At 68.4% G+C, this 24,515-nt stretch carries 18 protein-coding genes; 10 read left to right on the top strand and 8 right to left on the bottom strand.

The genetic code is table 11. The features are described from left to right. The first annotated feature begins 13 nt into the window (after positions 1-13). Both ACWGE0_RS42295 and ACWGE0_RS42290 read left to right on the top strand, forming a co-directional pair. Entirely contained in the window at positions 14-832 is an 819-nt protein-coding gene (locus ACWGE0_RS42295; RefSeq protein ID WP_452266515.1) for an SAM-dependent methyltransferase, read from the top strand. A 103-nt stretch (positions 833-935) separates the two neighbouring features. After that, positions 936-3,023, top strand: a complete 2,088-nt coding sequence (locus ACWGE0_RS42290) for a putative bifunctional diguanylate cyclase/phosphodiesterase (protein WP_452266514.1) — start codon at positions 936-938, stop codon at positions 3,021-3,023. On the opposite strand, the gene ACWGE0_RS42285 is transcribed toward ACWGE0_RS42290, so the two are convergent. Both ACWGE0_RS42285 and ACWGE0_RS42280 read right to left on the bottom strand, forming a co-directional pair. Further along, positions 3,020-4,018 (bottom strand): alpha/beta hydrolase, encoded by a 999-nt coding sequence (locus ACWGE0_RS42285; RefSeq protein WP_452266513.1) that lies wholly within the window; start codon positions 4,016-4,018, stop codon positions 3,020-3,022. The two genes, ACWGE0_RS42290 and ACWGE0_RS42285, sit on opposite strands and share 4 nt — an antisense overlap. A 17-nt stretch (positions 4,019-4,035) precedes the next feature. Further along, positions 4,036-5,349, bottom strand: a complete 1,314-nt coding sequence (locus tag ACWGE0_RS42280; RefSeq protein WP_452266512.1) for a cytochrome P450 — start codon at positions 5,347-5,349, stop codon at positions 4,036-4,038. 162 nt (positions 5,350-5,511) lie between these two features. Here ACWGE0_RS42280 and ACWGE0_RS42275 point away from each other — a divergent pair, with 162 nt between their 5' ends. Both ACWGE0_RS42275 and ACWGE0_RS42270 read left to right on the top strand, forming a co-directional pair. After that, positions 5,512-6,327, top strand: coding sequence for an SAM-dependent methyltransferase (locus ACWGE0_RS42275; protein WP_452266511.1), 816 nt, complete (start codon positions 5,512-5,514; stop codon positions 6,325-6,327). Between the two features lie 105 nt (positions 6,328-6,432). Continuing rightward, positions 6,433-8,550 (top strand): putative bifunctional diguanylate cyclase/phosphodiesterase, encoded by a 2,118-nt coding sequence (locus ACWGE0_RS42270; protein WP_452266510.1) that lies wholly within the window; start codon positions 6,433-6,435, stop codon positions 8,548-8,550. Between the two features lie 42 nt (positions 8,551-8,592). Here the strand turns inward: ACWGE0_RS42270 and ACWGE0_RS42265 are convergent, their stop codons facing one another. Beyond that, a complete protein-coding gene (locus tag ACWGE0_RS42265) occupies positions 8,593-9,540 on the bottom strand; it encodes a chitinase (RefSeq protein ID WP_452266509.1) in 948 nt (315 codons plus the stop codon). Positions 9,541-9,715: 175 nt separating this feature from the next. Here ACWGE0_RS42265 and ACWGE0_RS42260 point away from each other — a divergent pair, with 175 nt between their 5' ends. Next, positions 9,716-12,853, top strand: coding sequence for an ATP-dependent helicase (locus ACWGE0_RS42260; protein ID WP_452266508.1), 3,138 nt, complete (start codon positions 9,716-9,718; stop codon positions 12,851-12,853). Positions 12,854-12,988: 135 nt separating this feature from the next. Then, positions 12,989-16,345 carry an ATP-dependent helicase gene (locus ACWGE0_RS42255; RefSeq protein ID WP_452266507.1) on the top strand — a complete coding sequence of 1,119 codons (3,357 nt, stop codon included), beginning with the start codon at positions 12,989-12,991 and terminating at the stop codon, positions 16,343-16,345. Positions 16,346-16,964: 619 nt separating this feature from the next. On the opposite strand, the gene ACWGE0_RS42250 is transcribed toward ACWGE0_RS42255, so the two are convergent. Both ACWGE0_RS42250 and ACWGE0_RS42245 read right to left on the bottom strand, forming a co-directional pair. Then, positions 16,965-17,492: a hypothetical protein gene (locus tag ACWGE0_RS42250; RefSeq protein WP_452266506.1), complete on the bottom strand. Its 528-nt coding sequence runs from the start codon at positions 17,490-17,492 to the stop codon at positions 16,965-16,967. A 76-nt stretch (positions 17,493-17,568) separates the two neighbouring features. Beyond that, positions 17,569-17,949: a DoxX family protein gene (locus tag ACWGE0_RS42245; RefSeq protein WP_452266505.1), complete on the bottom strand. Its 381-nt coding sequence runs from the start codon at positions 17,947-17,949 to the stop codon at positions 17,569-17,571. A 62-nt stretch (positions 17,950-18,011) separates the two neighbouring features. On the opposite strand from ACWGE0_RS42245, the gene ACWGE0_RS42240 reads away from it, so the two are divergent. Together ACWGE0_RS42240 and ACWGE0_RS42235 are read left to right on the top strand one after the other, a co-directional pair. After that, entirely contained in the window at positions 18,012-19,421 is a 1,410-nt protein-coding gene (locus ACWGE0_RS42240; protein WP_452266504.1) for a M20/M25/M40 family metallo-hydrolase, read from the top strand. After that, the gene (locus ACWGE0_RS42235) at positions 19,418-20,461 is read left to right on the top strand and encodes a potassium channel family protein (protein WP_452266503.1); all 1,044 of its coding nucleotides are present in this window, start codon (positions 19,418-19,420) and stop codon (positions 20,459-20,461) included. The genes ACWGE0_RS42240 and ACWGE0_RS42235 overlap by 4 nt, the downstream gene beginning before the upstream one ends. 61 nt (positions 20,462-20,522) lie before the next feature. On the opposite strand, the gene ACWGE0_RS42230 is transcribed toward ACWGE0_RS42235, so the two are convergent. The 3 genes from ACWGE0_RS42230 to ACWGE0_RS42220 all read right to left on the bottom strand — a co-directional run bounded on the left by ACWGE0_RS42230 (position 20,523) and on the right by ACWGE0_RS42220 (position 22,290). Continuing rightward, the gene (locus ACWGE0_RS42230; protein WP_452266502.1) at positions 20,523-21,053 is read right to left on the bottom strand and encodes an RICIN domain-containing protein; all 531 of its coding nucleotides are present in this window, start codon (positions 21,051-21,053) and stop codon (positions 20,523-20,525) included. Positions 21,054-21,233: 180 nt separating this feature from the next. Next, positions 21,234-21,674: a hypothetical protein gene (locus ACWGE0_RS42225; RefSeq protein WP_452266501.1), complete on the bottom strand. Its 441-nt coding sequence runs from the start codon at positions 21,672-21,674 to the stop codon at positions 21,234-21,236. Between the two features lie 43 nt (positions 21,675-21,717). Continuing rightward, entirely contained in the window at positions 21,718-22,290 is a 573-nt protein-coding gene (locus ACWGE0_RS42220) for a hypothetical protein (protein ID WP_452266500.1), read from the bottom strand. Between the two features lie 80 nt (positions 22,291-22,370). Here ACWGE0_RS42220 and ACWGE0_RS42215 point away from each other — a divergent pair, with 80 nt between their 5' ends. Further along, on the top strand, positions 22,371-23,039 hold the full coding sequence (locus ACWGE0_RS42215) for a response regulator transcription factor (protein WP_452266499.1): 669 nt from the start codon (positions 22,371-22,373) through the stop codon (positions 23,037-23,039). After that, positions 23,036-24,307, top strand: a complete 1,272-nt coding sequence (locus ACWGE0_RS42210; protein ID WP_452266498.1) for a sensor histidine kinase — start codon at positions 23,036-23,038, stop codon at positions 24,305-24,307. Before ACWGE0_RS42215 ends, ACWGE0_RS42210 begins: the two co-directional genes overlap by 4 nt. Positions 24,308-24,515: the final 208 nt, after the last annotated feature.

The following is a 24,515-nucleotide window of genomic DNA, read 5'->3' as shown; positions in this document are numbered from 1 at the left end:
AGAGGTGTTCACCGTGGCTCAGACCCAGGACTGGGTGCCGCTCGGCATCGACACCAGCGTGCCGAGCATGGCCCGCGTCTACGACTACATCCTCGGCGGCGCCCACAACTTCGCCGCCGACCGGCAGGTCGGTTCCCAGATCGAGAAGCTCGTGCCAGGGCTGCCCAGCGTCGCCCGGCTGAACCGGCGGTTCCTCGGCCGCGCGGTGAACTTCCTCATGGACCAGGGCATTCGCCAGTTCCTCGACATCGGTTCCGGCATCCCGACCGTCGCGAACGTGCACGAGGTGGCGCAGGAACGCGACCCTGCTGCGCGAATTGTCTACGTCGACAAGGACCCGGTCGCCGTCGCGCACAGTGAATTGATGCTGTCCGACAACGAAAATGCTGCAATTGTGCACGCCGACATGCGCGACCCGGAGTCGGTGTTGTCGAGTCCGGAAGTTCGGCGGTTGTTGCGATTCGACGAGCCGGTCGGCCTGTTGATGCTGCTCATGCTGCATTGGGTGCCGGACGAGGACAGCCCGGAGAAGCTCGTCGCCCGCTATCGGGACGCTTTGCCCGCCGGCAGCTTCATCGTGATGACGCACGTCGCCAAGGACCAGATCGACGAAAGCGTCGACAAGGCCGCTGACCTGGTCAATCGCAGCAAGAGCGCGGACCAGATGCACATGCGCACGCACGGGCAGGTCGCCGCGCTGTTCGACGGGTTCGAGCTGGTGGAACCGGGTTTGGTCGGCTGCGGGGAGTGGCGGCCGGACGGTCCCGGTGATTTCGCGGACGAGGCGTCCATGAACATGTTTTTGTACGCCGGGGTGGGTCGTAAGGGCTGAAATCACCCTGTAGTGTCGGAGGATCACACTGTTGGCGCAATGAGCACCGACTGCCGGTAGGTAAACTCCCGGACACTCTTCTACCCCATACAGGGCAACGGGAATGACGAATCCAAGCCGAAGACCCGATGCCGCTCCACCTGCGGACACCGCCGCCGTCCGCGCGCGTGAAGCCTTGGCGCGCAAGTGGAGCTACCTGCTCAGCAGCGTCGTTGTCGTCGCGTTGAGCAGAGACGAGCTGGACGCCGAACTGGGCGGCCAGCTCGACGCATTGTGCGCGGCGCTGCACAACGAGCCGTTCGACCCTGCCCCGTTCGAGGAGGTGGGCGAGCGACTCGTCGCTCTCGGCTACGTGAACGAGCCTGGGCTCAAGCGCACTGTCGACGTGCTGGGCAAAGGCTTGCTGGCACTGGAGGAGTTTCGCGCGAGCGATCAGCACACGGTGCGCGTCGTCGGTGGAATCGGTGCGCTGACGTGTGGCTTCACCGTCGCTCGTGCGCGTTCCATCCTGGACCAGCAGGAGAGCATGCAGCGGTCGTTGCTGAAGGCCGCCCGTGACGCGAAGTGGGACCAGCGGCAGAGCGAGGCCAAGTTCGCCGGCATCGCCATCTCGTCGACGAACGGCATCCTGATCGTTGGCCTCGACGGGAAGGTGGTGTGGGCCAACGACGCCATCGGCGAGATCATCGGTCGCGCGCCGGAACCGGGCGTCCGGCTCATGGAGCTCATCGCGCCGAGCTCCGTCGTGGTGTTCCGCGAGATGATGGAGAAGGTGCTCGCCGAGCGCGATGAGTTCGAGCGGGAACCGATGCAGTTGCTGCGCGGCGAGGACGACCTGGCCAAGGTCACGCTGACGGCGTCACTGCTGCGCGACGGCGACGACAAGCCGAGCCATGTGCTCGTGGTCGCCGACGACGACACGGAACTTGCTTTGTTGCAAGGAGAATTGCGCAGGCAGTCGCTGCACGACGTGCTGACCGGGCTGCCCAACCGGCAGTTCTTCACCACACACCTGGAAACCGTGCTGCGCCGCGCCGACCCCGAGTTCGGCGTGACCGTGTTCCACCTCGATCTCGACGCGTTCGGCCTGGTGTGCAACAGCCTCGGCGGTCGCGTCGGCGAGAAGTTGCTGCAGCACGTGGCACGCAGACTGCGGGCGTTGACGTCCCGTGAACGCGCCATGGTCGCGCGGTTCGACGGCGACGAGTTCGGCATCGTCGTGGAGAACTCCTTCACCACACCGAACATCGCGACGATGATGGCCACCATCAACGCCGACCTGGCCGAACCGGTCTTCGTGGACGAACACGGGCTCGCGGTCTCGGTGAGCGCCGGTGTGGTCCACCGGCCCTCGCCCGACGTCGAGCCCACAGAACTGCTGCGGATGGCCGACCTGGCGTTGCGGCAGGCCAAGAACGACCAGCGCGGGCAGTGGGAGTTGTTCCACGGCAACCAGGACACCGCGGACCGGCGCGACGCCGCGCTGGCCGTGGTGATGCCGGGAGCGTGGGAACAGGGCGACATCGGCGTGACCTACCAGCCCGTTCGCGTGCTCGCGACCGGCGAGCTGGCGGGCGTCGAGGCCGTCCTGCACTGGGACCTCTCCGACCGGTGCGCCGCGCTCGCCGACTCGACCGGCCTGATCCTGCCGATGGGCGAGTGGCTGATCAGGGTCGCGGCCGGCCAGGCGCAGTGGTGGCGTCAGCGCGGCGAACTCGACCAGCAGTTCGGCGTCCGGCTCACCCGGCACCAGGCCACCGACGCGGACCTGGTGTCCCGCGTCGCGAAGGTGGTCGAGGAGACCGCGATGCCGCACGAACGGATGACGCTGAGCATGCCGATCGGCGTGCTGGGCGTGGCCGGCGCGGCGGAGAACCTGAGCACGCTGGCGGACATGGGCATCCAGATCGCGCTCGACGACTTCGGCCTAGGGCCGAGCGATCTGGCCTGGCTCTCGGAGCTGCCGGTGGCGTCCGTGCTGGTGCGCAAGGATCTGGTGCGGCGCAAGGATCCCCGGTCCACCGCGCTGATCCCGGCCGTGCACGAGCTGGGTGTGCGAATCTGCGTGGACGGCGTCGAGACCGCCGAGGAAGCCGAGTGGTGGACGGAAGCGGGCGCCGACCTCGCGATCGGCGCCCACTTCGGCTCACCGCGGGATGCGGGAGAGTTCCTGAAGAACCTGCGCGACTAGATGCTGCGCTGCCACGCGGTAACTGACGCGTGGTAGCCGTTTGCGCTCTTGGCGTCGAAGTTGAACACGTGTCCATAACCGTTGACCACGAAGGCGTCCAGGCGCGGCGCCAGGGGGTAGAACGGCTTCTCGGACCTGACCAGCGCCTCGGCAGACGAGCAGTCGGCGCCGAGCGGCGGGGTGCCGCAGAAGTAGTCGGCCGAGGTCTGCACGGTCATGACCGGCACGTTGATGGCCGCGCTCGCGGGTAGCACGAGGTTGGACATCAGCGCGGTGGTGACGAACTCTCCTGCCGACACGACGTCCTTTGTGGACTCGTCGAGGTCGATCACCGCGGAGATGTTCGGGCCCGGCGCGTGGAACATGGTGTACCGGGTGCCCGGCGCCGTCGTCAGATAGCCGACGTCCAGGCCGCGCAGGCTCAGCTTCGGGTCGATCACGGCGGGGATCAGGTTGGTCAGGGCCGGCACCGCCCTGACGTAGTCCCACTGGTGCGTCATGCCGGTGACCAGAACGCCGTCGACGTCCCGGTACCTGCCCGCCTCCGCCATCGCGATGGCAGAGCCGATCGAGTGCCCGCCGATCAGCACCCTGGCGAACCGCGGGCGCAGGTTCTGGATCACCTGGTGCACCGCCTCGGCCTGGTTCGGCACGTCGACCAGGATGCTGAGTGGTTTGGTGCTCCTGCCCGTGCCGATCCGGTCCACCACCATGGTGGCGATGCCCGCGCTGTTCATCGCGCGCGTGACCGACCGGGTCTCGCCCTCCACCGGGATGTCCCAGTACCCGCCGGTGTACGTGCCACCGGGAACGAGCACCTGGACGGTCCTGGCTCCCTGCGGGACGCACAGCTTGCCGTACATCACCTGCCTGATGAGCCCGAACTGAACCGGCGTGTTCACGTCCTCACAGGTGGCCTGGGCAGCGCTCGCCGGCGCGGGCACCGGTATGAAGGCAGCGAGCAGCACGGCGGCACAGAGCCGACGGAAACGCATCGGGGTACAACCTCCAGCTAGCGGGGGACGACCGTCATCATCAGGTCGTTGGGGTAGGCCGCGTTCGTGAACTTGACGCGCACGGGCCGGTCGGGGACCAGCCGGTGGTGAGAGCAGACCGTCGCCGCGACGATGACGATCTCGGTCAGTGCGAAGTGGTTTCCGATGCACTGGTGGATACCGCCGCCGAACGGGACGTACGCGCCCTTCGGCAGCTGCCGCGCGCGTTCGGGGGTCCAGCGGTCAGGGTCGAAGCGCTCGGGGTCGGGGAAGTTCGCGGGGTCGTGGTGCATCGCGTGCGGGCTGAGGATGACCTCGGTGCCCGGTGCCAGCAGGACGCCGCCGAGTTCGACCTCCTCGGCGGTGCGGCGCATGAGGAGCCAGAGCGGGTACTTCCGCAGGACCTCGTTCGCCACCTGGCCGAGGTAGGTCAGCTTCGGCACGTCGTCGATCGTCACCTGACGCCCGGCCAGCACCTCGTCGACCTCCGCCAGCACCCGCTTCTCGACGTCGGGGTTGGCGGCGAGCTCGTGGAAGATCCAGGACAGCGCCAGCGCGGTGGTCTCGATGCCCGCGGTCAGCAGCGTGACGACCTCGTCGAAGACCTGGTCGCCGGTCATCGGTTCGCCGGTCTCGGGGTCCCTGGCCAGCAACAGCGTCGACAACAGGTCACCGTGGTCGGCGTCGTCGTCCCGCCTGCTCTCGATGACCTCGTGCACGATCGCGCGCATCCGGGCGATGGCCGCGTCGAACTCGCGGTTGGCCGGGATGGGCAGCTTCTCGACGAATCCCGGCGAGAGTGCGCGCGCGATCCCGTTCTTGATGATCACGAAGACGGACCGGCGGGCCTCGTCGATCGCGCGCTGGCCGATCTCGGTGGAGAACAACGCCTCACCGACGATCGTGACCGCCAAGCCCTGCGTGTCCTCCTCGATGCGCCGCACCTCGCCCGGCCGCCAGCTCTCCACCAGGTCGCGCGCCGCGCGGGCCATGGTGTTCGCGTAGCCGGCGATCCGGTCGCGGTGGAAGGCCGGCTGCATCATCCGGCGCTGGCGCAGGTGGAAGGTTCCGTTCGACAGCGCGAGCCCGTTGCCCACGAAAGGCCGGAATTTGTCGAACATCCGGCCTTTGTGGAACTTCGGCGCATCGGTTACCAGCACCTGGTGCATCAACTCGGGGCTGGTGACGAAAAAGGTCCGCATCGGCCCGAGACGAACTTCGACGAGATTGCCCTGACCTCGTAAATTCGCGGTGAACTCGAATTTTTTGCGCAGCATCGGCAGGGAGTGCCCGAGAAATGGCAGCCTGCCGGGTGCCACCGGGACGGACATCATCGCTCCTCGCCACATGGAAAGGGGGGGACAACCATATGAGTCGTTCGGTGGAGAGTGACAGTGCCCGATCGGGTGGCGTGCGTTCACACCACTGGTCTAGTCGTGTGCGCTTTGTGCCTGACTAAGCTGGTGCGTCCGCAACCTGAAGAGGTGGTCGTCGTGTCCAGCGAGCAGAACTGGATTCCACAGAGCGTGGACGTCTCCGTGCCGAGCGCGGCGCGCGTGTACGACTACTTGCTCGGTGGCGCGCACAACTTCGCGGTCGACCGCATGATGGGCGAGAAGGTCGAGAAGATGATGCCGCACGCCCGCAGCGCCGCGCGGGTCAACCGGGCTCTCCTGCGCCGCACGGTGCGCTTCATGGTCGATCAGGGGGTGCGGCAGTTCCTGGACATCGGCTCGGGCATCCCGACCGTGGCCAACGTGCACGAGGTCGCGCAGGAAGAGGCTCCCGAGTGCCGGATCGTCTACGTGGACCGCGATCCCGTGGCCGTCGCGCACGGTGAACTGATCGTCGCGGGCAACGACCGCGTCAGCGTGCTCCAGGCCGACATGCGTGATCCGGACAGCATCCTGACCAGCGGTGAGGCGAACCGGCTGCTCGACTTCGACCAGCCGATCGGCCTGCTGATGTTGTTCGCGGTGCACTGGGTGCCGACCGAGGCGGATCCGTGGGGCCTGCTGAAGCACTACCGCGAGGCGCTGCCCAGCGGGAGCTACCTCGCGATCTCGCACATGGCGAACGACCACGCCAACGAGGAGGCCTTCGCCGCGGCCGACAGGATGAACCAGGCGGGCGGGGACGTGGTCGTCGAGCGCAGTCACGACGAGATCGCGGCGTTTTTCGGAGATTTCGAACTGGTCGAGCCCGGACTGGTCAAGTACGCCGAATGGCGACCTTCCGGACCTGGTGACGTCTCCGATGATCCCGCGGTGAACAGGGTCGCTTACGCAGGGGTCGGTCGAAAGGCATAGGAAATACCGATAGAGTGATGTTGATTCACGCCGCCGGTTGAGGTGAGACTGACTGTGCGTGGGTAAACTGCCTGACCTCAGAGCCATTTTGCGAGGCAGCCTCGAATGCCCAACCCGAGTCGAATACCCGGCGTCACGCCCTCGCCTCAGGACAATGTCCGGGCGCGGCTGATCCTTGCCCGGAAGTGGTCGTATCGCCTGCTCGCCGCAGTCGCGATTCCACTGGGCAGGGAAGATCTCGACGCGGAACTGGGAATTCGGCTCGACGCGTTGTGTTCGGCATTGCACGAAGAACCGTTCACCGCCGCTCCGGTCGAGCAGATCGGCGCGGATCTGGCGAAGCTCGGTCACCTGGGGCCGCACGGGCTGCGCTGCACCGTGGAGGTGCTCGGCAAGGGGCTGCCGGCGCTGCCGGAGTTCCAGCCCGTCGAGCAGCGGCACGCGGAACGGATCGCACTCGCGCTGGGTGCGCTCGGGACCGGGTTCACGGCGGCCAACGCCGAGTCCGTGCTCTCGCAGCAGGAGAGCATGCAGAAGTCGTTGCTCAAGGCGGTGCGCGACGCGAACTGGAACCTCAAGGAGAGCGAGGCCCGCTACAACGAGGTGGTCAAGTCGTCGTCCAATGGCGTGCTGATCGTCGATCTCGACGGGCGGCTGCTCCGGGTGAACGCGGCCGTCGGCGACATCCTCGGGCGCACCTCGGGCGAGCTCACCGGCGTTCCGCTGCTCGATCTCATCGCGCCGGGCTTCCGCGAGATGCTGCGGGAGGCGATGGACGAGCTGGTTGGTGGCGGAGCCGAGCGGATCAGGCAGTCGCAGCGGATGCTGCGCGAGGACGGTGAGACGGCGCGGCTGACGCTGACCGTGTCGTTGCTGCGCGGCGCTGACAACGCGCCCAACCACTTCGTCGTGGTGGTCGAGGACGGCACCGAACTGGCGCTGCTGCAGGGCGAGCTGAAGCGGCAGGCGTTGCACGACGTGCTGACCGGGTTGCCGAACCGCCAGTACTTCACCACCCAGCTGGAGATCGCGCTGCGCAAGGCCGATCTCGAGCACGGCATCACCGTCTTCCACCTGGACCTGGACGCGTTCGGCATGGTGTGCAACAGCTTCGGCGGCCGGGTCGCCGAGCGGCTGCTGCAGCACGTCGCGCAGCGGCTGAGGGTGGTGATGGCGAGCGAGAAGGCCATGATCGCCAGGTTCGACGGCGACGAGTTCGGTGTGCTGGTGGAGAACACGGCGACCACGCCGAGTGTCGGCGCGATCATGAAGAGCGTCAACGACGACCTGCTCGAACCGATCTACGTGGACGGCCACGGGCTGGCGGTGTCGGTGAGCGCGGGCGTGGTGCACCGGCCGCCGGCGGACACCGAACCGGTCGACCTGCTGCGGGCGGCGGACACGGCGCTGCGCCGGGCCAAGGTGCGCAGGCGCGGTCAGTGGGAGGTGTTCCACGCGGGCCAGGACGCCGAGGTCCGCCGTGACCACGCGCTGGCCGTCACGATGCCGGGCGCGTGGGAGAACGGCGAGATCACCGTGCGGTACCGGCCGATCGTGCGGCTGGCCGACGGTGAGGTCAGCGGCGTCGAAGCCGTGCTGCACTGGGATCGGCCGGGTCTCGAGGCGATGGACCACGACCGGTGCGCGGGCCTGGCGGAGGAGACCGGCCTGATCCTGCCGCTCGGCGAGTGGCTGCTGCGGATCGCGGGCGGGCAGTCGGCGTGGTGGCGGCAGCGCGGGCAGTTCGACCGGGCGCTGATCGTGCGGCTGACCGCGCACCAGTCGACCGACGCGGACCTCGTCTCACGCGTGGTGCGGGTGCTGGAGGAGACCGGGCTGACGGTCGGCGACCTGGCGGTCAGCATGCCGGCCGAGGTGCTGCCGCTGACCGACGCGGCCGACAACCTCGCGGTGCTCGCGGGGCTGGGCGTGCACGTGGGTCTCGACGACTTCGGGCTCGGGCCGCTCGATCCCGCGGCCGTGGGAGATCTGCCGGTGAAGTCGGTGCGGGTCGCGCGCAGCCTGGTCGAGCGTCGATCCCCTTATGTGACGGCGTTGATGCCGCTGGTGCGCGGGGCGGGCGTGACGGTCGCGGTCGACGGGATTCGCAGTGCGGAGCAGGCCCAGTGGTGGCGTGCGGTGGGTGCGGACTTCGCCACCGGCGAGCACTTCGGTGCCGCCGGGACGGCGAGCGACTTCCTGAAGAGGTTGGAACCCCGGTGACCGGACGGGGTCGGGGTCACGTCCGGCCACCGGAGGAGTCTGCTAACCAGTGAACTTCGCCAGCGCCTTGGTGAATTCGTAGGTTTGCTGGTTGATGCCGCTGCACGAGGAGCTCATCGCTCCGCAGTTGCCCTTGTCCCGGTTGACCGCCCAGAACGAGACGCGGGACAGGTGCTTGGAGTTCGCCCACGTCACGATGTCGCGGAAGTTCTGCGGGGTGACGGTCTCGCCGGTGTCGGTCTTGCCGTTCATCGACGACAGGCCGCTGCGCCGGTACGCCGCGTCGTCCGTGAGGCCGAACGTGGACTTGACGTGGTTCTTCAGGCCGTCGACCGCGCTCTTGGTGTAGGCGAACATGTCACCGCCGCTGCCCCAGTCGAACGGCATGACGGCCCAGGTGTCGATCGGCGCACCGAGCTCCTTGGCGCGGGTGACCAGGCGCTTGCCCCACGAGTTCGGGCCGGTGCGGTCGGTCGGCATGGTGATCACGGTCTTCACACCGGGGTTGTTCTGCTTGATGATCTTCAACGCGCCGAGCACGCGGTCCTGCACCGCGTTGTTCTCGAACTCCTGCGCCTCGATGTCGATGTCGATCGCCTTGAGCGCGTAGGCGTTGATCACCTTCTGGTAGGCGCCGGCGAGTGCGGTGGCGCTGGAGCACTTTTGCCCGAGCTTGTTGCCGGACCAGCCGCCGATCGACGGCACCGCGTCGCCACCGGCCGCGCGGATGTTGTTGATCAGGGTCTTGTCGGAGCCGTTCAGGTCGCGGTTGCCGTCCCACTTCGGGTTGCAGCCGCCGTCGCTGAGGATGAACGCGAGGGTGAACGACTTGATACCCGTTTGCTGCATCACCGTGGCGGGGTTGGGTTGACCGCCCCACTGGTAGAGGTAGGGGGCCGCGAGCACGGGGTTGACGGCCGCCTGTGCGGTCGTGGGCAGCATGATCGCCGCGCACGTGGCAGCGATTGCGCCGACGAGGAACCGCTTCATCAGTCCTCCAAGACTGCTCGGTCCAGGGCGGCGGAGCTGGCAGTGAGGGGGCTCACAACGCATTCAAAAATGGACTAGACCACCACTATCTGTCAAGAAGGTAGTCGAAAACCGGGTGCTGCCCCGATCGGCGGGCGTCGCTGATCTTGTCGGTGCAGCGTGGTGAAATCGAGTCGTGGCACTTCCACCCCAGCTGGTCCGCCGGAAGCCGGAGACGCGCCCGCGTCCCCGGTGGGACTCCGCTGCCCAGCGGGTCTTCGCGCACGAGGGTTTTCTGCGGGTCCTGGGTGGTCCCGGCACCGGCAAGACGACGTTGCTGGCCGAGCTGGCCGCGCACGTCGTGCTGGAACTGGGAGCCGATCCGGAGAACGTGCTGGTCCTGACCGCGAACCGGCGTGCGTCCGTGGCGTTGCGCGCTCGCATCACGCAGCTGCTGACCGGGCGGTTGTCGGCGATCCGCGAGCCGTTGGTGCGGACCGTGCACTCGTACGCGTTCGCGGTGCTGCGCAACCAGGCCGTGCTGCTCGGCGAGCCGCCACCCCGGTTGCTGTCCGGGCCGGATCAGGACGCGATGGTGCGCGAACTGCTGGCCGGTGACGTCGATCTGGGTGCGTTGCAGTGGCCGGAGCGGTTGCGGCCCGCGCTGGAGCTGCCGGGGTTCGCGCACGAGCTGCGGGATCTGCTGCTGCGGGCGGCGGAGCGCGGGCTCGGGCCGGAGGACCTGATCGAGCTCGGTGAGGAGCAGGGACGGGACGAGTGGGTGGCGGCCGGCCGGTTCGGCGCGCAGTACGAGGCGGTGAACCTGTTGTCCGGCATGGACTCCGCGACGGCGTACGCCCCCGCCTACGACGCTGCCGAGCTCGTGTCGTCGGCCTATGCCGCGTTCGTGAACGACGAGGACCTGCTGTTCGGCGAACGGCGCCGGGTGCGGTACCTGCTGGTCGACGACGCGCAACACCTCGACCCGATGCAGTACTCGCTGATCAGCTCGCTGGGGTCGGGTGCGGAGCGGTTCGTCCTGGCCGGCGATCCGGACCAGGCGATCTTCACGTTCCGCGGCGCCGATCCGGAGATCCTGCGGGACGTGCCGGGTGAGACGGTGGTGTTGCGGCAGTCGCACCGGATGATGCCCGAGGTCAGGGACGCGGTGGCGCGGCTGGCTGCCCGGCTGCCCGGAGCTTCTCCCTCGCGCTCGGTGTTGCCGGCCGAGGGTGAAGGTTCCGTGCAGGTGCGGTTGCTCGCGTCGTCCGCGCAGGAGGCGACGTGGGTGGCAGACCAGCTGCGGCGGTCGCACCTGGCCGATGAGGTGCCGTGGTCGCAGATGGCCGTTGTCGTGCGGTCGGCGACGTTGTCCTTGCCGGTGCTGCAACGGGCGTTGCTCGCCGCTGGGGTGCCGGTGTCGGTGGCGTCCGATGAGTTGCCGTTGGCGCAGCAGCCTTCCGTGCGTCCGTTGCTCGCTCTCGTCCGTGCGGCTGCTTCGCCTGGGTCGTTGGACGAGGACACCGCGGCGATGCTGCTGTCGTCATCCTACGGTGGCGCGGATCCGTTGGCGCTGCGACGTTTGCGGCGTGGCTTGCGGCGCCTGGAGATGGCCGCGGGTGGCGACCGGCCGAGCGGTGAGCTGCTCGTCGAGGTGGTGGAGACGGCCGACCGGCTGGCGGCCCTGGAGGACGCGGAGTCACTGCCCGCACGCCGGATCGGGCACCTGCTGGCGTTGGCGCGCAAGGCGATCGAGGCCGGGAAGTCGGTCGAGGTCGTGCTGTGGGACCTGTGGACGGCGACGGGTCTGCAGGAGCGCTGGGTGGCGCAGTCGGCCCGGCGCGGGATGCCGGGCATGCAGGCGGACCGCGATCTGGACGCGATCGTCGCGTTGTTCGAGGCGGCCGCGAAGTACGTCGACCGGCTGCCGGGTTCCGGGGTGGCCGGGTTCGCGGACTACCTGGAGTCGCAACGGATCGTCGGCGACACGCTCGCGGCCGCGGCTCCGACCGGTGAGGCGGTGTCGGTGATCACCGCGCACTCGGCGGCCGGGCGCGAGTGGGAGGTCGTGGCGGTGCCGGGCGTGCAGGAGGGCAGCTGGCCCGACCTGCGGCTGCGCGGCACGGTGCTGGGCGTCGAACGCATGGTGGACGTGCTGGCCGGCCTCGAACCGTTGGTGTCGGCGGTCGCCCCGATCCTGGCGGAGGAACGTCGCCTGTTGCTGGTGGCGGCTTCCCGGGCGCGCTCGAAGCTGTTGATCAGTGCCGTGCGGGGTGAGGACGAACAGCCGTCGCGGTTCCTGGACGAGATCGAGTCGTCCGCTGAGGACGAACGCAAACTGCACCGCCCGCAGCGTGGTCTGGTGCTCGGTGAGCTGGTCGGCGAGCTGCGCCGGGTGGTGTGCTCGGACTCGGAGGATCCCGAGCGGCGGTCGCGGGCGGCGGAGCAGCTGGCCCGGCTGGCCGAGGCCGGTGTGCCCGGTGCGCATCCGGAGTCCTGGTACGGCTTGGCGGAGGTGTCCATTGATGCTCCACTGTGGACGGAGGACCAGAAGGTCAGCGTGACGCCGTCGACCATCGAGGTGATCACGAAGTGCCCGTTGCGGTGGGTGGTCGAACGGCACGGCGGTCAGGACCCGGCCGAGCTCGCCTCGGTGACCGGAACGCTGGTGCACGCGCTGGCCCAGGCCGCCGCGTCCGGGGCGGATTCGGCTCAGCTGCGGGTGAAACTGGACGAGGCGTGGGCGGCGGTGGACGCGGGCGCGCCGTGGTTCTCCCGCCGGGAACGCCTGCGCGTGGAAAAGATGCTCGACACGTTCCTCGCCTGGCTGGCCATGAGCCGCAGCCAGCTCACGCAGGTCGCGGTCGAGGAGGAGATGGTCGTCGAGGTTCCGAAGCGCGACGGCGGCCCGTGGCTGCAGGTGCGCGGCCGGGTCGACCGTCTCGAGCACGACGAGGACGGCCGCCCTGTGGTGATCGACCTCAAGACCGGCAAGAGCCCGGTGTCCCGTGAGGCGTCCCAGGAACATCCACAGCTGGCCGTCTACCAGCTGGCGTCGTCGCTGGGCGGCTTCACGCACATCGGACTGGGCACCGAGCCCGGCGGGGCTCGCCTGCTGTACGTGGCGAAGGAGGACAAGAAGACAGGTGCGGTCGAACGCACCCAGGCACCGCTCGACGAGCAGGGTGTCCAGGCGTGGCTGGAGGTGGTGCAGGGAGCCGCGGAGTCCGTGCTGGGGCCGCAGTACACCGCGCGGGAGAACGCGGACTGCGACCGTTGCCCGGCGCGTACGACGTGCCCGGTCCACCCGTCCGGCCGGCAGGTGAGCGAGTAGGTGGCTGTGACCTGCGCGTTTCATCCGTTCGAACGGTCGGCGAACACACCGGCACGGGTGGTGCGGACGCGTGTGGTCCGGGTAGGAAGATGTGTGTGTGACGTTGCTCAGCACCTGTGACCGCGCTGCCGCCCGATGACGGTCAGTCCTTTCGAGATCGCCGAGGCGCTCGGGCTGAACAAACCGACCCCCGAGCAGGCCGAGGTGATCGCCGCACCAGCGCAGCCCGCGCTGGTGATCGCGGGTGCGGGTGCGGGTAAGACCGAAACCATGGCCGCGCGCGTGGTGTGGCTGGTGGCGAACGGTCTCGTGCTGCCGGACCGGGTGCTGGGCCTGACGTTCACGCGCAAGGCGGCGCGCCAGCTCGCGGATCGCGTGCGGGCTCGTTTGCGCAGGCTGGCCGGGTCGTCGTTGCTGGACGAGCTGGATCCCAGCGGCGAGACGAAGATGGCCGTGCTGACCGGCGAGCCGGTGGTGCTGACGTACCACGCGTATGCCGGGCGGCTGGTCACCGAACACGGTCTGCGGCTGCCGGTGGAGCCGGGCGTGCGGCTGCTGACGCAGACGGCGTCGTGGCAGCTCGCGCACCGCGTGGTGTCGACGTGGGCGCGCGACCTGGACACGGACAAGGTGCCGGCGACGGTCACCGGGTACCTGCTGTCGCTGGCCGGTGAGCTGGGCGAGCACCTCGTGACGCCTGAGCAGCTGGAGGCGCACGCTGCGGAGCTGTGCGCGTTGATCGAGAACGCTCCGAAGGCGCCCCGGCAGCGCGACGCGTTGCCGGAGAAGCTGCGTGAAGTCGTTGCAGCACAACGGTTGCGGGTCGCTTTGCTGCCGCTGCTGGACGCGTACCAGCAGCGCAAGCGCAAAGAGGCCGCTCTGGACTTCGCGGACCAGATGTCGCTGGCCGCACAGCTCGCCGCGTTCCCCGAGGTGTCTTCCGGCGAGCGCGAACGCTACGGCGCGGTTTTGCTGGACGAGTACCAGGACACCGGCCATGCGCAGCGCGTGCTGCTGCGGTCGTTGTTCGGGCTCGGCGAGCCGATGCCGGTGACCTCGGTGGGCGACCCGGCGCAGGCGATCTACGGCTGGCGCGGGGCGTCCGCGGCGAACCTGCCGCGCTTCGCCGACGACTTCCCGCCGACCCGGAAGTTCGGTCTGCTGACCAGCTTCCGCAACCCGCCGGAGGTCCTGGAGCTGGCGAACGCGGTGTCGTTGCCGCTGCGCGAAGCCGGTCTGGAGGTCGACGAACTGCGCGCCCGCCCCGGTGCCGGCGCGGGTGACGTGCGGCTGGCTCTGCACGAGGACATCCGGCAGGAACTCGACTGGCTCGCGGACAACTTCGCGGCGCAGTGGGAAGCGCACCTCGACGCGGAAGGCGTGCCCCCGACCGCGGCCGTCCTGGTGCGCCGGCGTTCGGACATGGCGGCCATCGCGGCGGCCCTGCGCGAACGCGGCCTGCCGGTCGAGGTCGTCGGCCTCGGCGGGTTGCTGGACGAACCCGAGGTGCGAGACCTGGTCTCGGCCCTTCGCGTGCTGGTGGACCCGTTGGCAGGTACGGCGGCCGCCCGCCTGCTGACCGGTTCGCGCTGGCGGCTCGCAGCAGTGGACCTCGCCGCGCTGTGGTCCCGCGCGCGCGATCTGGCGGGAGTCGCCCCGCGACAGTCCGTTGTGGACGATCCGCTTCTGGTGCTGGCGGACGCTTTGCCCGGTGAACACGCGGAACAGGCAGGCCTGGCCGACGCGTTGGACGACCCCGGCGACCCGGACGCCTACTCCACCGACGGTTACCGGCGAATCCGGCGGCTCGGCGGCGAGCTGGCGGCGTTGCGACGAAGGCTCGACCAGCCGCTGCCCGAACTGGTCGCGGACGTCGAACGCACCCTGCTTCTGGACATCGAGTCGATGTCGCGCCCCGGCATGGTCGGCCGCGCCCACCTCGACGCCTTCTCCGACGTCGTGACGGACTTCGCCGCAGCCTCCCCGTCCGCAACGCTGCCGTCACTGCTCGACTACCTCTACACCGCCGAACACGCCGAGGACGGCCTCGAACCCGGCGAGGTGGAGGTCTCAGAAGACCGCGTGCAGATCCTGACCGTCCACTCTGCCAAGGGCCTGGAGTGGCGCATCGTCGCGCTGCCGCACCTGGTGCGCGACGTGTTCCCCGGCCGCAAGAAGTCCTCGTGCTGGCTCAAAGCCGTGACCGAACTACCCGCGTCCCTGCGCGGCGACTCGGCCGACCTGCCGGTGCTGCGGCTGTCCGCCGGCTTCAACCGCAAAGAGGTCGACGAGGCGCTGACCATCCACGCCGAGGAGTTCGAAGACCGGCGCCTGGTGGAAGAACGCCGCCTGTTCTACGTCGGCGTGACACGCGCCGAACACAGCCTGCTCATGTCGGGCCACTGGTGGTCGGAGTCCGGCGAGAAGCCCAAGGGTCCCTCGGTGTTCCTGCAGGAGATGCACGAGGTCCTGCAACGCGACAACCCGCCAGGCGACATCTCGGTGTGGGCGCCGGAACCCTCGGCCGACACCCCGAACCCACTGGCCGAGGACGTCAAAACCTCCCAGTGGCCGGCCGACCCCCTGGGCAAACGCCGCGACGCCGTGGTCGAGGGCGCCGCCATGGTCCTGGCCGCCATGGACGCCCTGCGCAACACCCCGCCCGAACCCCTCCCGCTGATCTTCGACGAGCCCTTGGCCGTGGTGGACGAGGACTACCCACCACCTGTCGACGAGCCCCCGGACGACGACTTCCCGCCCGAACCCGAACCCCTGCCCGACGACGTGGTCCCGGACGACCCGGAAATGCCGGAAGACGCCGACCCGGACGGCTGGGCCCGCGACGTGGACGTGCTGCTGGCCGAACGCGCCGCCGCCCAGAACCGCCGCGAACAGGTGGTCCTGCCCGACCACCTGTCGGTCTCACAACTGGTGGAGCTGGCCAAGGACCCGGACGCCCTGGCCCGCCGCCTGCGCCGCCCGCTGCCGTTCCCACCGAACCCTCTGGCTCGCCGTGGCACCGCGTTCCACACGTGGCTGGAGAACCGGTTCGGCGCGACCCGGCTGCTGGACATCGACGAACTGCCGGGCGCTGGGGACGCCGATGCCGCGCCGGATGCTGACCTGGAGCGGTTGAAGGAGTCGTTCTTGGGCAGCGCGTGGGCGGACCGGACGCCGCATGACGTCGAGGTGCCGTTCGAGGCGGAATTTGACGGGATCTCGGTGCGGGGGCGGATGGACGCGGTGTACCGGGATGCCGATGGCTGGACCGTGGTCGACTGGAAGACCGGGGCCGTGCCGGACGCCGAGGCTTTGCCCGCGTTGTCGGTGCAGTTGGCGGCCTATCGGCTGGCTTGGGCGGCGTTGGTGGGGGAGCCGTTGGAGCGGGTTCGGGCTGCGTTCCACTATGTGCGGCATGACCACACGGAGAGGCCGGCGGACCTGCTGGATGAGCAGGGGCTGAAGGACCTGATCCGGTCCGTGGAGTCGTGATGGCTGCGTGGAGTGATGGCTGCGCTGGGTCGCGGTGGCGCGGCGTTGAGGGGCACGCGGTCGGCGGGCACGAGTCGGCGGGCACAAGTCGACAGGCCGGGGCGCAGCGAGGCGGGCGTGGCGCGGGGCGGGCGCGGCGGGGCGGGCGTGGCGCGGCGGGGCGGGCGTGGCGCGGCGGGATGTGGCGGGACGTGGTCAGGCTGCGTTGTCGATCACCGCGGCGCCGCTGCCGATCACTGCGGGTTCAAGATCTCGAGTTGTCCACAGGTTGCGGTTCTCTGACCTGCGGTTATCTTCGGCCGGGTAACCTGTGGATAGCCGGGAACCCAAAGCGCGTTTCACTCGTTGCGTGACAAGGAAGCGCGCGGGGGCAGCAGCGGGCCCAGGCTCGAACGGCGACCGGAACCTTCAGAGAGGTGGAGGGGCCGGGGCTCTCAAGGGTGAGTTGCCCGGAGGCGCCGAGGCGATCGGTGAGGTGCAGGACGGCCGGCTCGGGCTGCGGCAGTCCAGCGGCTCAGGCTTCCGCGGGCAGGTGCGAGGGCGAGCGGCTCAGCCGTCGGCGGGTAGGTGCGAGGGCCAGCGGCTCAGCCGTCGGCGGGCAGGTGCGAGGCGAGCGGGCTCAGGCTTCGGCCGGCGCGTGTGAGGCCTTGAGGACCCGTTCGTAGAGGACCTCGAGCAGCCATCGTCCGAACAGGGACGGGCCGAACTCCGGGGAGCGGTCCTCCGGCGGGACCATCAGGTCGGCGGTGGAGTCGTCGGCCACCACGACGCCGATGCCGTAGTAGTCGAGTTCGATGTACGACCAGGCCTGGGACTCGCCGGTGCGGGGGAGCATCACCGCGCACGGGGCCAGGGTCAGCAGGGTGCCGCAGGATTGCAGGGCGCGGTCCGTTGTGGATTCGCTGACCAGGACGCCTATCAGCTCCACGGCGGCTACGGGGAGGCGGTCGTGGGCTTCTGGTTCGAACCAGGAGCGGAACCACGAGGGGTCGGCGCGGGGTGGCCAGCCGTTCTGGGTTCTCCACTCGTGCACTTCGGGCAGCAGGCGCACCACCGCGGACACCTGCTGGCCCAGGACGGCGACGTCGGGAACGACGACTCCGTCCCAGCCGAGCGCGGTTGCGGCGCGCTGAAGAAGCGTGTGCACAGGGCGCATCCTAGGGTTCCTCGCGCAGAAAATGACAGCGTTTGCGGGATACTTGGTTAAGGATTACCCAGGGTGGTCATGGGGATGCTTTGGCCACTTTCCAGGCCCATGCTACGAGCGGGATCTGCAGTGGCAGGCGACCATACGCCAGGGCTCGGGCTTTCGGCGACTTGTCGCGGAAATCCAGAGCCATTTTCACGTTTGCCGGGAAGACGGCGATGAACAGCGCGGTGGCGGCCAGGGCGCCCAAGCGGCGCGTTTTGGGTACGGCTACCGCGGTGGCCACGGCCAGTTCGGCTGCGCCTGACGCGTACGTCCATTGCCTCGGGGTGCCGGGCAGGGCGCGGGGGACGATCGCGTCGTAGAACTTCGGCCTGGTGAAGTGGGTTGCTCCTGCCAGGCCCAGCAGTGCGGCGAGCGCCAGCGCCGATCGCGCTCGGGAACGGTTCGGTTCCATGCCGTCACCCTTGCATGCCTACGCCGCGTAGGCGAGATGGGGCTGGCCTATTCTCCACGAGCGTGGCAGGTGATTCTCCTCATCCCGAACGCGCCGCGGTGGCCGCGTTGACCGAATCCTTCGTGGCGGGGCTCTGCGAGTGGATCAGGATTCCGTCGATCGGCGTCGACCCGGCGCATCGCGTTGACGTGCGGAGATCTGCCGAGTGGCTGGCGGGGGAGCTCCGCAGAGACGGGTGGCCGGAGGTTCGGATCTGGGATCACGGGCCCGCGCTTCCCGCTGTCTTCGCGTGCTGGCCGGCCGAGGATCCGGATGCGCCGACGGTGCTTGTTTACGGTCATCACGACGTGCAGCCGGTCGATCCGATCGAGCGCTGGCAGCATCCGCCGTTCGAGCCTGTGATCAGCGGCGATGAGATCCGGGGGCGCGGCGCCAGCGATGACAAGGGGCAGGTCGCGATGCACCTGCTCGCGGTGAAGGCACATCTGGCGGCCACCGGACAGAATGCGCCGGGCGTCACGCTGAAACTCTTCGTCGAAGGTGAGGAGGAATCGGGTTCGCCACACCTGCGAAAGCTGCTCGAAGCGCACAAAAAGGATCTCGCTTGCGATCTTGTCGTGTTTACCGACACGGCGTTGCACGAACGCGAGGCACCTACCGTCAACACCGGGCAACGGGGTGTTCTCGGCGGCGAGATCACGTTCTTCGGCGGCACCGATGACGTTCATTCCGGGCGCGCGGGCGGTGCGATTCCGAACCCGGCGACGGCGCTTGCGAAACTGATCGCCGCGCTGCACGACGACGACGGCCGCATTCAGCTAGAAGGCTTCTACGACGAGGTACTAGAACCGTCCACAAAGGAGCGTCGGGACTACGCCGAGCTGCCGTTCGACGAGCAGAAGTGGCTGGCGCGCAACGGAGGTGGCGCGCAGGCCGTGGCGGGAGAGCCCGGCTACACCACGCTTGAACGGATCTGGGTCCGGCCGACCGCCGAGATCAACGGGATCAGCGGCGGCTACACCGGTCCCGGCCTGAAGACGATCATCCCCGCCAGCGCGACGGCGAAGATCAGCTTCCGGCTGGTGCCGGACCAGCTGCCGGAGAAGGTGAAGGACCAGCTCGAACAGTTCGTCGCCAAGCACACTCCAGGCGGCATCACCGCGACCGTCAGCTTCCGCGGTGAGGGTGTGCCGCCGTACGCGATCAGCCCGGACGACCCGGCCAACGCCACGGTCAAGGAGGCGATGGAGCTCGCGTTCGACCAGCCCGTCAGGTTCGCTCGGGCCGGCGGATCGGGGCCCGCGGCGGTGTTGCAGGCGTTCCTCGGGGTGCCCCTCGTCTACCTCGGCGCGACCTTGCCGGATGATCGCGTGCACGCGCCGAACGAGCGCGTAGTGGTGCCGTTGCTCCTCAAGGGTGCGGAGGCGGCTGCTCACCTGTGGCGGATGCTTCCCGAGAGGTTGGCCCGATGACCCTGTCTGACGAAGCGTCGCACTCGCTCGTCGGCGTGATCAGGATGCCGGACCAGGTGCAGAGCCCGGTCCGGGCGATCATGAAACGCGTGGTCGGTGCGATGGCCGCGCTGCTGCTCGCGGTGCTGATCGTCTACCTGGACCGCGACGGCTACCGCGACGTCAACGAGGACGGCGTTTCGCTGCTCGACTCGTTCTACTACGCGACGGTGTCTCTCTCGACGACCGGCTACGGCGACATCACGCCCGCGTCGTCGTCGGCGCGGCTGATCAACGTTCTGGTCATCACGCCGTTGCGGGTCCTGTTCCTGATCGTGCTGGTCGGTACAACACTCGAAGTTCTCACCGAGCGCTCCCGGCAGGCGTTGCGCATTCAAAAGTGGAGGCGGATCGTGCGTGACCACGTCGTGGTCGTCGGTTACGGCACGAAAGGACGGTCAGCGGTCCAGGCGCTGCTCGGCGACGGTGTCGAGCCCGGCTCGATCGTCGTCGTGGACACCGTGCAGGAGTCGCTCGACGCTGCTTCCGCCATCGGGCTCGTGACCGTGCATGGCTCCGGTACGCGCAACGACGTGCTGAGGGTCGCCGGTGCGGCCCGTGCGCGCGCGATCGTCGTTGCCCCGAACCGGGACGACACGGCGGTGCTGGTGACGTTGACCGCCCGCGAACTCGCGCCCAAGGCGCAGATCGTCGCGTCGGTGCGGGAACGGGAGAACGAGCACCTGCTGAAGCAGTCCGGCGCCGACTCGGTGGTCGTGTCCTCGGAAACGGCTGGTCGCCTGCTCGGCATGGCCACGGCGACGCCGTCGGTGGTGGCGATGGTGGAGGACCTGCTGACGCCCGACGCAGGACTCGCGATCGCCGAGCGGGACGTCGAGAAGAGCGAGATCGGCGGATCGCCGCGGCACCTGCCCGACATCGTGTTGGGCGTGGTGCGGGGCAAGACGCTCTACCGGGTGGACGCACCAGAGGCGGACGCGATCGAGCCGGGCGACCGGCTGCTCTACGTCAAGAAGGTGACTCCGCCCGGCGGTGAGTAGGCGACGCGCCGGTACCCGCCTTCGCTGAGGCGGGTACCGGGAGGCTGGCCAGATCAGCCGGTTATTGCGGCCACAGGCGCCACGCCTGGTCGAGGTATTCCGTGCAGGGGAACTGCACCAGCTGGGTGCCGTCGCTGCCTCCGCGAACGACCAAGCACTTACCGCTGTTGACGTTCCTCACCCACAACCACTCGCCCTCGACGCCTCCGTAGTAGTGGAAGGTCCAGAACTGGTCGACGTAGTCCAGGCACTGGAACTGGACGGCGGGTGCCTCGTTGTCAGAACCGCGGATGAGCAGGCACTTGCCGCTGTTCCGGTTGACCAGCTGGTAACGCCCGTAGCCCTTCTCGACGAAGTCCCACTTCTGGTCGGCGTAGTCCAGGCACTGGGACTGGACGGCGGGGTTGTGGTCGGCCCCGCCTTGGACCAGCAGGCATTTCCAGCTGTTGTGGTTCTGCAGCCAACGGTTGGTGGGTCCCATCGCGCCCACCTGCATCAGATCGACGTTCTCCGACAAAGCGGCCACCGGTTCGGCACCGGCCGGCTGGACGGCGCCGACCAAGGTGAGTGCTGCTCCGAGAAATGCGATCAAGATCCGAATCTTTGCACGCTTCAAGACATCCCCCAATTGGACGAAAAGCGTAACGGCAGAATCGATCGAACTTGACCACGGTATTGCAGAATTATAAGGAGTGAAATCGGCCGAACGGCGCCAAGAACAGTTGAACACGAAATGGAGAAACAGTTGCTCGATTTTCTCGGCGTCGTGGAATCAACGGCGAGGTGCGGGCAGCACGGCCGGTGCGTGCAGAGGTGCGTAGCGGAAGAGGAACGCGTAGAAGCCGCCCGCCAGCGCTGCGAGACACAACAGCAGCGCGGTGAGGCGGCGCGTGATCGGTGGTCCGGTGGGGACAGAGGCGGCGGACGAGACCATGTCCTTGCCGGTCATCACGATCTCGACGGTCTCGCCCTTGGTGTGACCGCAGCCGTCGAGCTTGGCCTGCTTCTTCTCGCCGCCCGCTTCCCACTCGACGGTGTCCATGCCCTGGCCGCACGCGCCGGACTCGACGACGGTCGCGGCCACGGGTCTGGGAGGTTCCTCGGCGCCGAGCACCCTGGCCGGCGCCAAGAGGGCGACCGCGACCCCGATCCCGACCAGTCCGACGACCAGCAGGATGAACACCCATCTGTCCGGGCTTCGCGGAACCGCCACACTGCGATGTTCGCAGACGCGGCGGCCCGCGTGGAGCCCAGGTTTACTTCGGCAGCTGACGCAGCTTCTCGACCTTGACGGTCTTGCCGTCGGACACCGTGCCGGTCACGGCGACGAGGTCACCGTTCTTGGGCTTCTCGGTCACCGCGGACAGGTCGAGCGGCGTCTGCAGGCCGTCCACCTGCACCAACGTGGCGTTGTTGCCGTTGACGTCCTTGATCGTGCCGCGCTCGTTGGCCTTGGCCAGCGCCACGTTCAGCGCCTTGCCGTCCTTCACGCGCACGGTCACGCGCTGGTCGGCCTTGAGCCCAGCGAGGTCGCCGCCACGCAGCTTCGTGGCGCCGTCGGTGGTCAACGACACCTCGCTGCCGTCGTCCTTGGTGATCGTGAGCTTGCCCGACTCGACCGACTTCACCCGGCCGACCACGAGCGTGCTGTCCTTCAGGTTCGCCTTGTCCGGACGTCCCGGCTTGCCAGGACCGCCGGGGTGGCGCTCCGCGAACACCATGTTCGGCGGGCCGTCGGGGTTGTCGGCCGCTGTCGCCACCGCGATGCCGCCGACGGTGAGCCCGACGGCCGCGACGATGGCGCCGGCCCACGCTGATTTCTTCGACATGGCGCCCAGAGTGCGCGTGCAATCTGAGCGTGAGCTGAAGGCGAGTCGCCCTAAGTCCCGATGATCAGCAGAATGGTGAGGTGTCCGCCAGGGTGTTGGTGATCGAGGACGCCGAGGCGATCGGCGCCGCGGTGTCGTCCGCGTTGCGCGAGTCCGGGTACGAGGTGCAGCACCGGCTGGACGGCCGCCAGTTGGAGGCCGACCTGGGGCGCTTCCGGCCCGACCTGGTCGTGCTCGACGTGATGCTGCCCGGCCGCGACGGATTTCAGCTGCTCGAGGTGATTCGGCGGGCCTCTGGTGCCGGCGTGGTCATGCTGACCGCGCGCGACGGCGTGCCGGACCGGTTGCGCGGGCTGTCCGGCGGGGCCGACGACTACGTGGGCAAACCGTTCGTGCTGGCTGAGCTGGTGGCGCGGGTTTCTGCCGTGTTGCGCCGTCTTGGCCGCACGCCGTCGACGGTGCAGGTCGGTGACCTGGTGGTGGACGCTGATGCCGGTGTCGTCATGCGCGCTGACCAGGCGATCGAACTGACCGCGACCGAGCTGCGGCTGCTGGTGTACCTGGCCGCTCAGCGCGGGCGGGTGGTGTCGAAGACGCAGATACTGACGGCCGTGTGGGGATACGAGGACTACGACCCGAACCTGGTCGAGGTCCACATTTCCGCTGTGCGCCGGAAGCTCGAGGAACACGGCACACGGTTGGTACACACCGTGCGTGGTCTTGGGTACGTGTTGCGGGCTGACGAATGAACCTGCGCACGGTGTCGTTGCGGCGCCGGGTTGCTGTTTCGGTGCTGCTGGTGCTGTTCCTGGTGCTGGTGGCGTTGGTGATCTCCGTCGATCGGACGTTCGAGGGACAGTCCAACAAGGACGTCGACGTGGTGCTGCGCGACGCCGAGACGCGGGCGACCGGGTTGATGATTCGCGGTGTGCCGCCGCGGGACGTGGTTCGTCAGCTCAGCAAGCGGAACGTCCACGTGACGGTGGAGCTGGCCAACGGGAACCGGTTCGGGGATGCGCCTGAGGAGGGGCCGTTCCAGCGCAAGAACCAGGTGATTCGCGGGGCGAAGTTCACTTTTTATGCCGACACCGAGGCGATTTCGCAGGCTCAGGTTCGGTTGCGGAAGCTGTTGATCATGTTGGGGCTCGGGGCCATCGTGATCACCGGGGTGTTGATGATCTGGGTGGTTCGGCGGGCGTTGGCGCCGTTGGACGCGATGACTTCGTTGGCGCAGGCGATTGCGGCTGGGCATCGGGGTGGGAGGTTGAACCCTTCCCGGACGGATACCGAGTTGGGGCGTACGGCTGCGGCTTTTGACGGGATGTTGGACTCGTTGGAGGGGTCTGAGCAGCGGACTCGGCGGTTTGTCGCGGATGCTGCTCATGAGTTGAGGACGCCTATTACTGGGGTTCAAGCGGTGGCTGAGGCGTTGGTGCAGGCGCCGGTTGATTCGCCTGATCGGGATCAGATGTCGTTTTTGCTGGTGCGGGAGGCTCGGCGGGCTGGGCGGTTGGTGGACGATCTGCTGGCGTTGGCTCAGTTGGATGCTGGGTATGAGATGCAGCGGGAGTCTGTGGATTTGCTGGGGTTGGCTGAGGCTGAGGTTGCGCGGACTCGGTTTGTGGCGCCTGACTTCGACATTTCTGTTGAAGGGGTGCCGGTGACTGTGGTTGGGGACGGGCAGAGGTTGGCGCAGGTTTTGGCTAATTTGGTGGACAACGCTCGGCAGGCCACTGGGGTGGGTGGGGCGGTGCGGATTCTTGTGGATGGCACTGGGTTCACGGTGTCGGACGATGGGCCTGGGGTTCCGGAGGGGGAGCGGGAGAGGATTTTCGACCGGTTGGTTCGGTTGGATGACGCTCGGGATCGGCGGTCTGGGGGGTCTGGGTTGGGGTTGGCTATTGCTCGGGCGGTTGTTCGGGCTCATGGTGGGGAATTGAGTTGTGAGCCGCCGTCTGGTGGTGGGGCGGTTTTTCGGGTTGTGTTGCCGTCTGTGGAGCAGTCGCCAGTTGCGTAGGGTTCCCCGGTTGCGTTGAGCGTGTTGCGTTGGGTGCTTCCTCTGGGGGACTCCGTCCCCCAGACCCCCTGCCAATCTGATCTGGGGGTCCTCCGCCGTGCGTGGGTTGATGGCACGCCTGTTGCGTTGGGCGGAGTGGCGTTGCGTGGGTGGTGCGGTCCGGGCGGGTCCCCGTCCCAAGTCGGGCCAGAGCGAGCCACAACCAGGC

The sequence above is a fragment of the Lentzea sp. NPDC054927 genome (assembly GCF_053610285.1).
The sequence above is the reverse complement of the archived record's forward strand: the minus strand, read 5'-3'. Positions and strand labels throughout refer to the sequence as shown.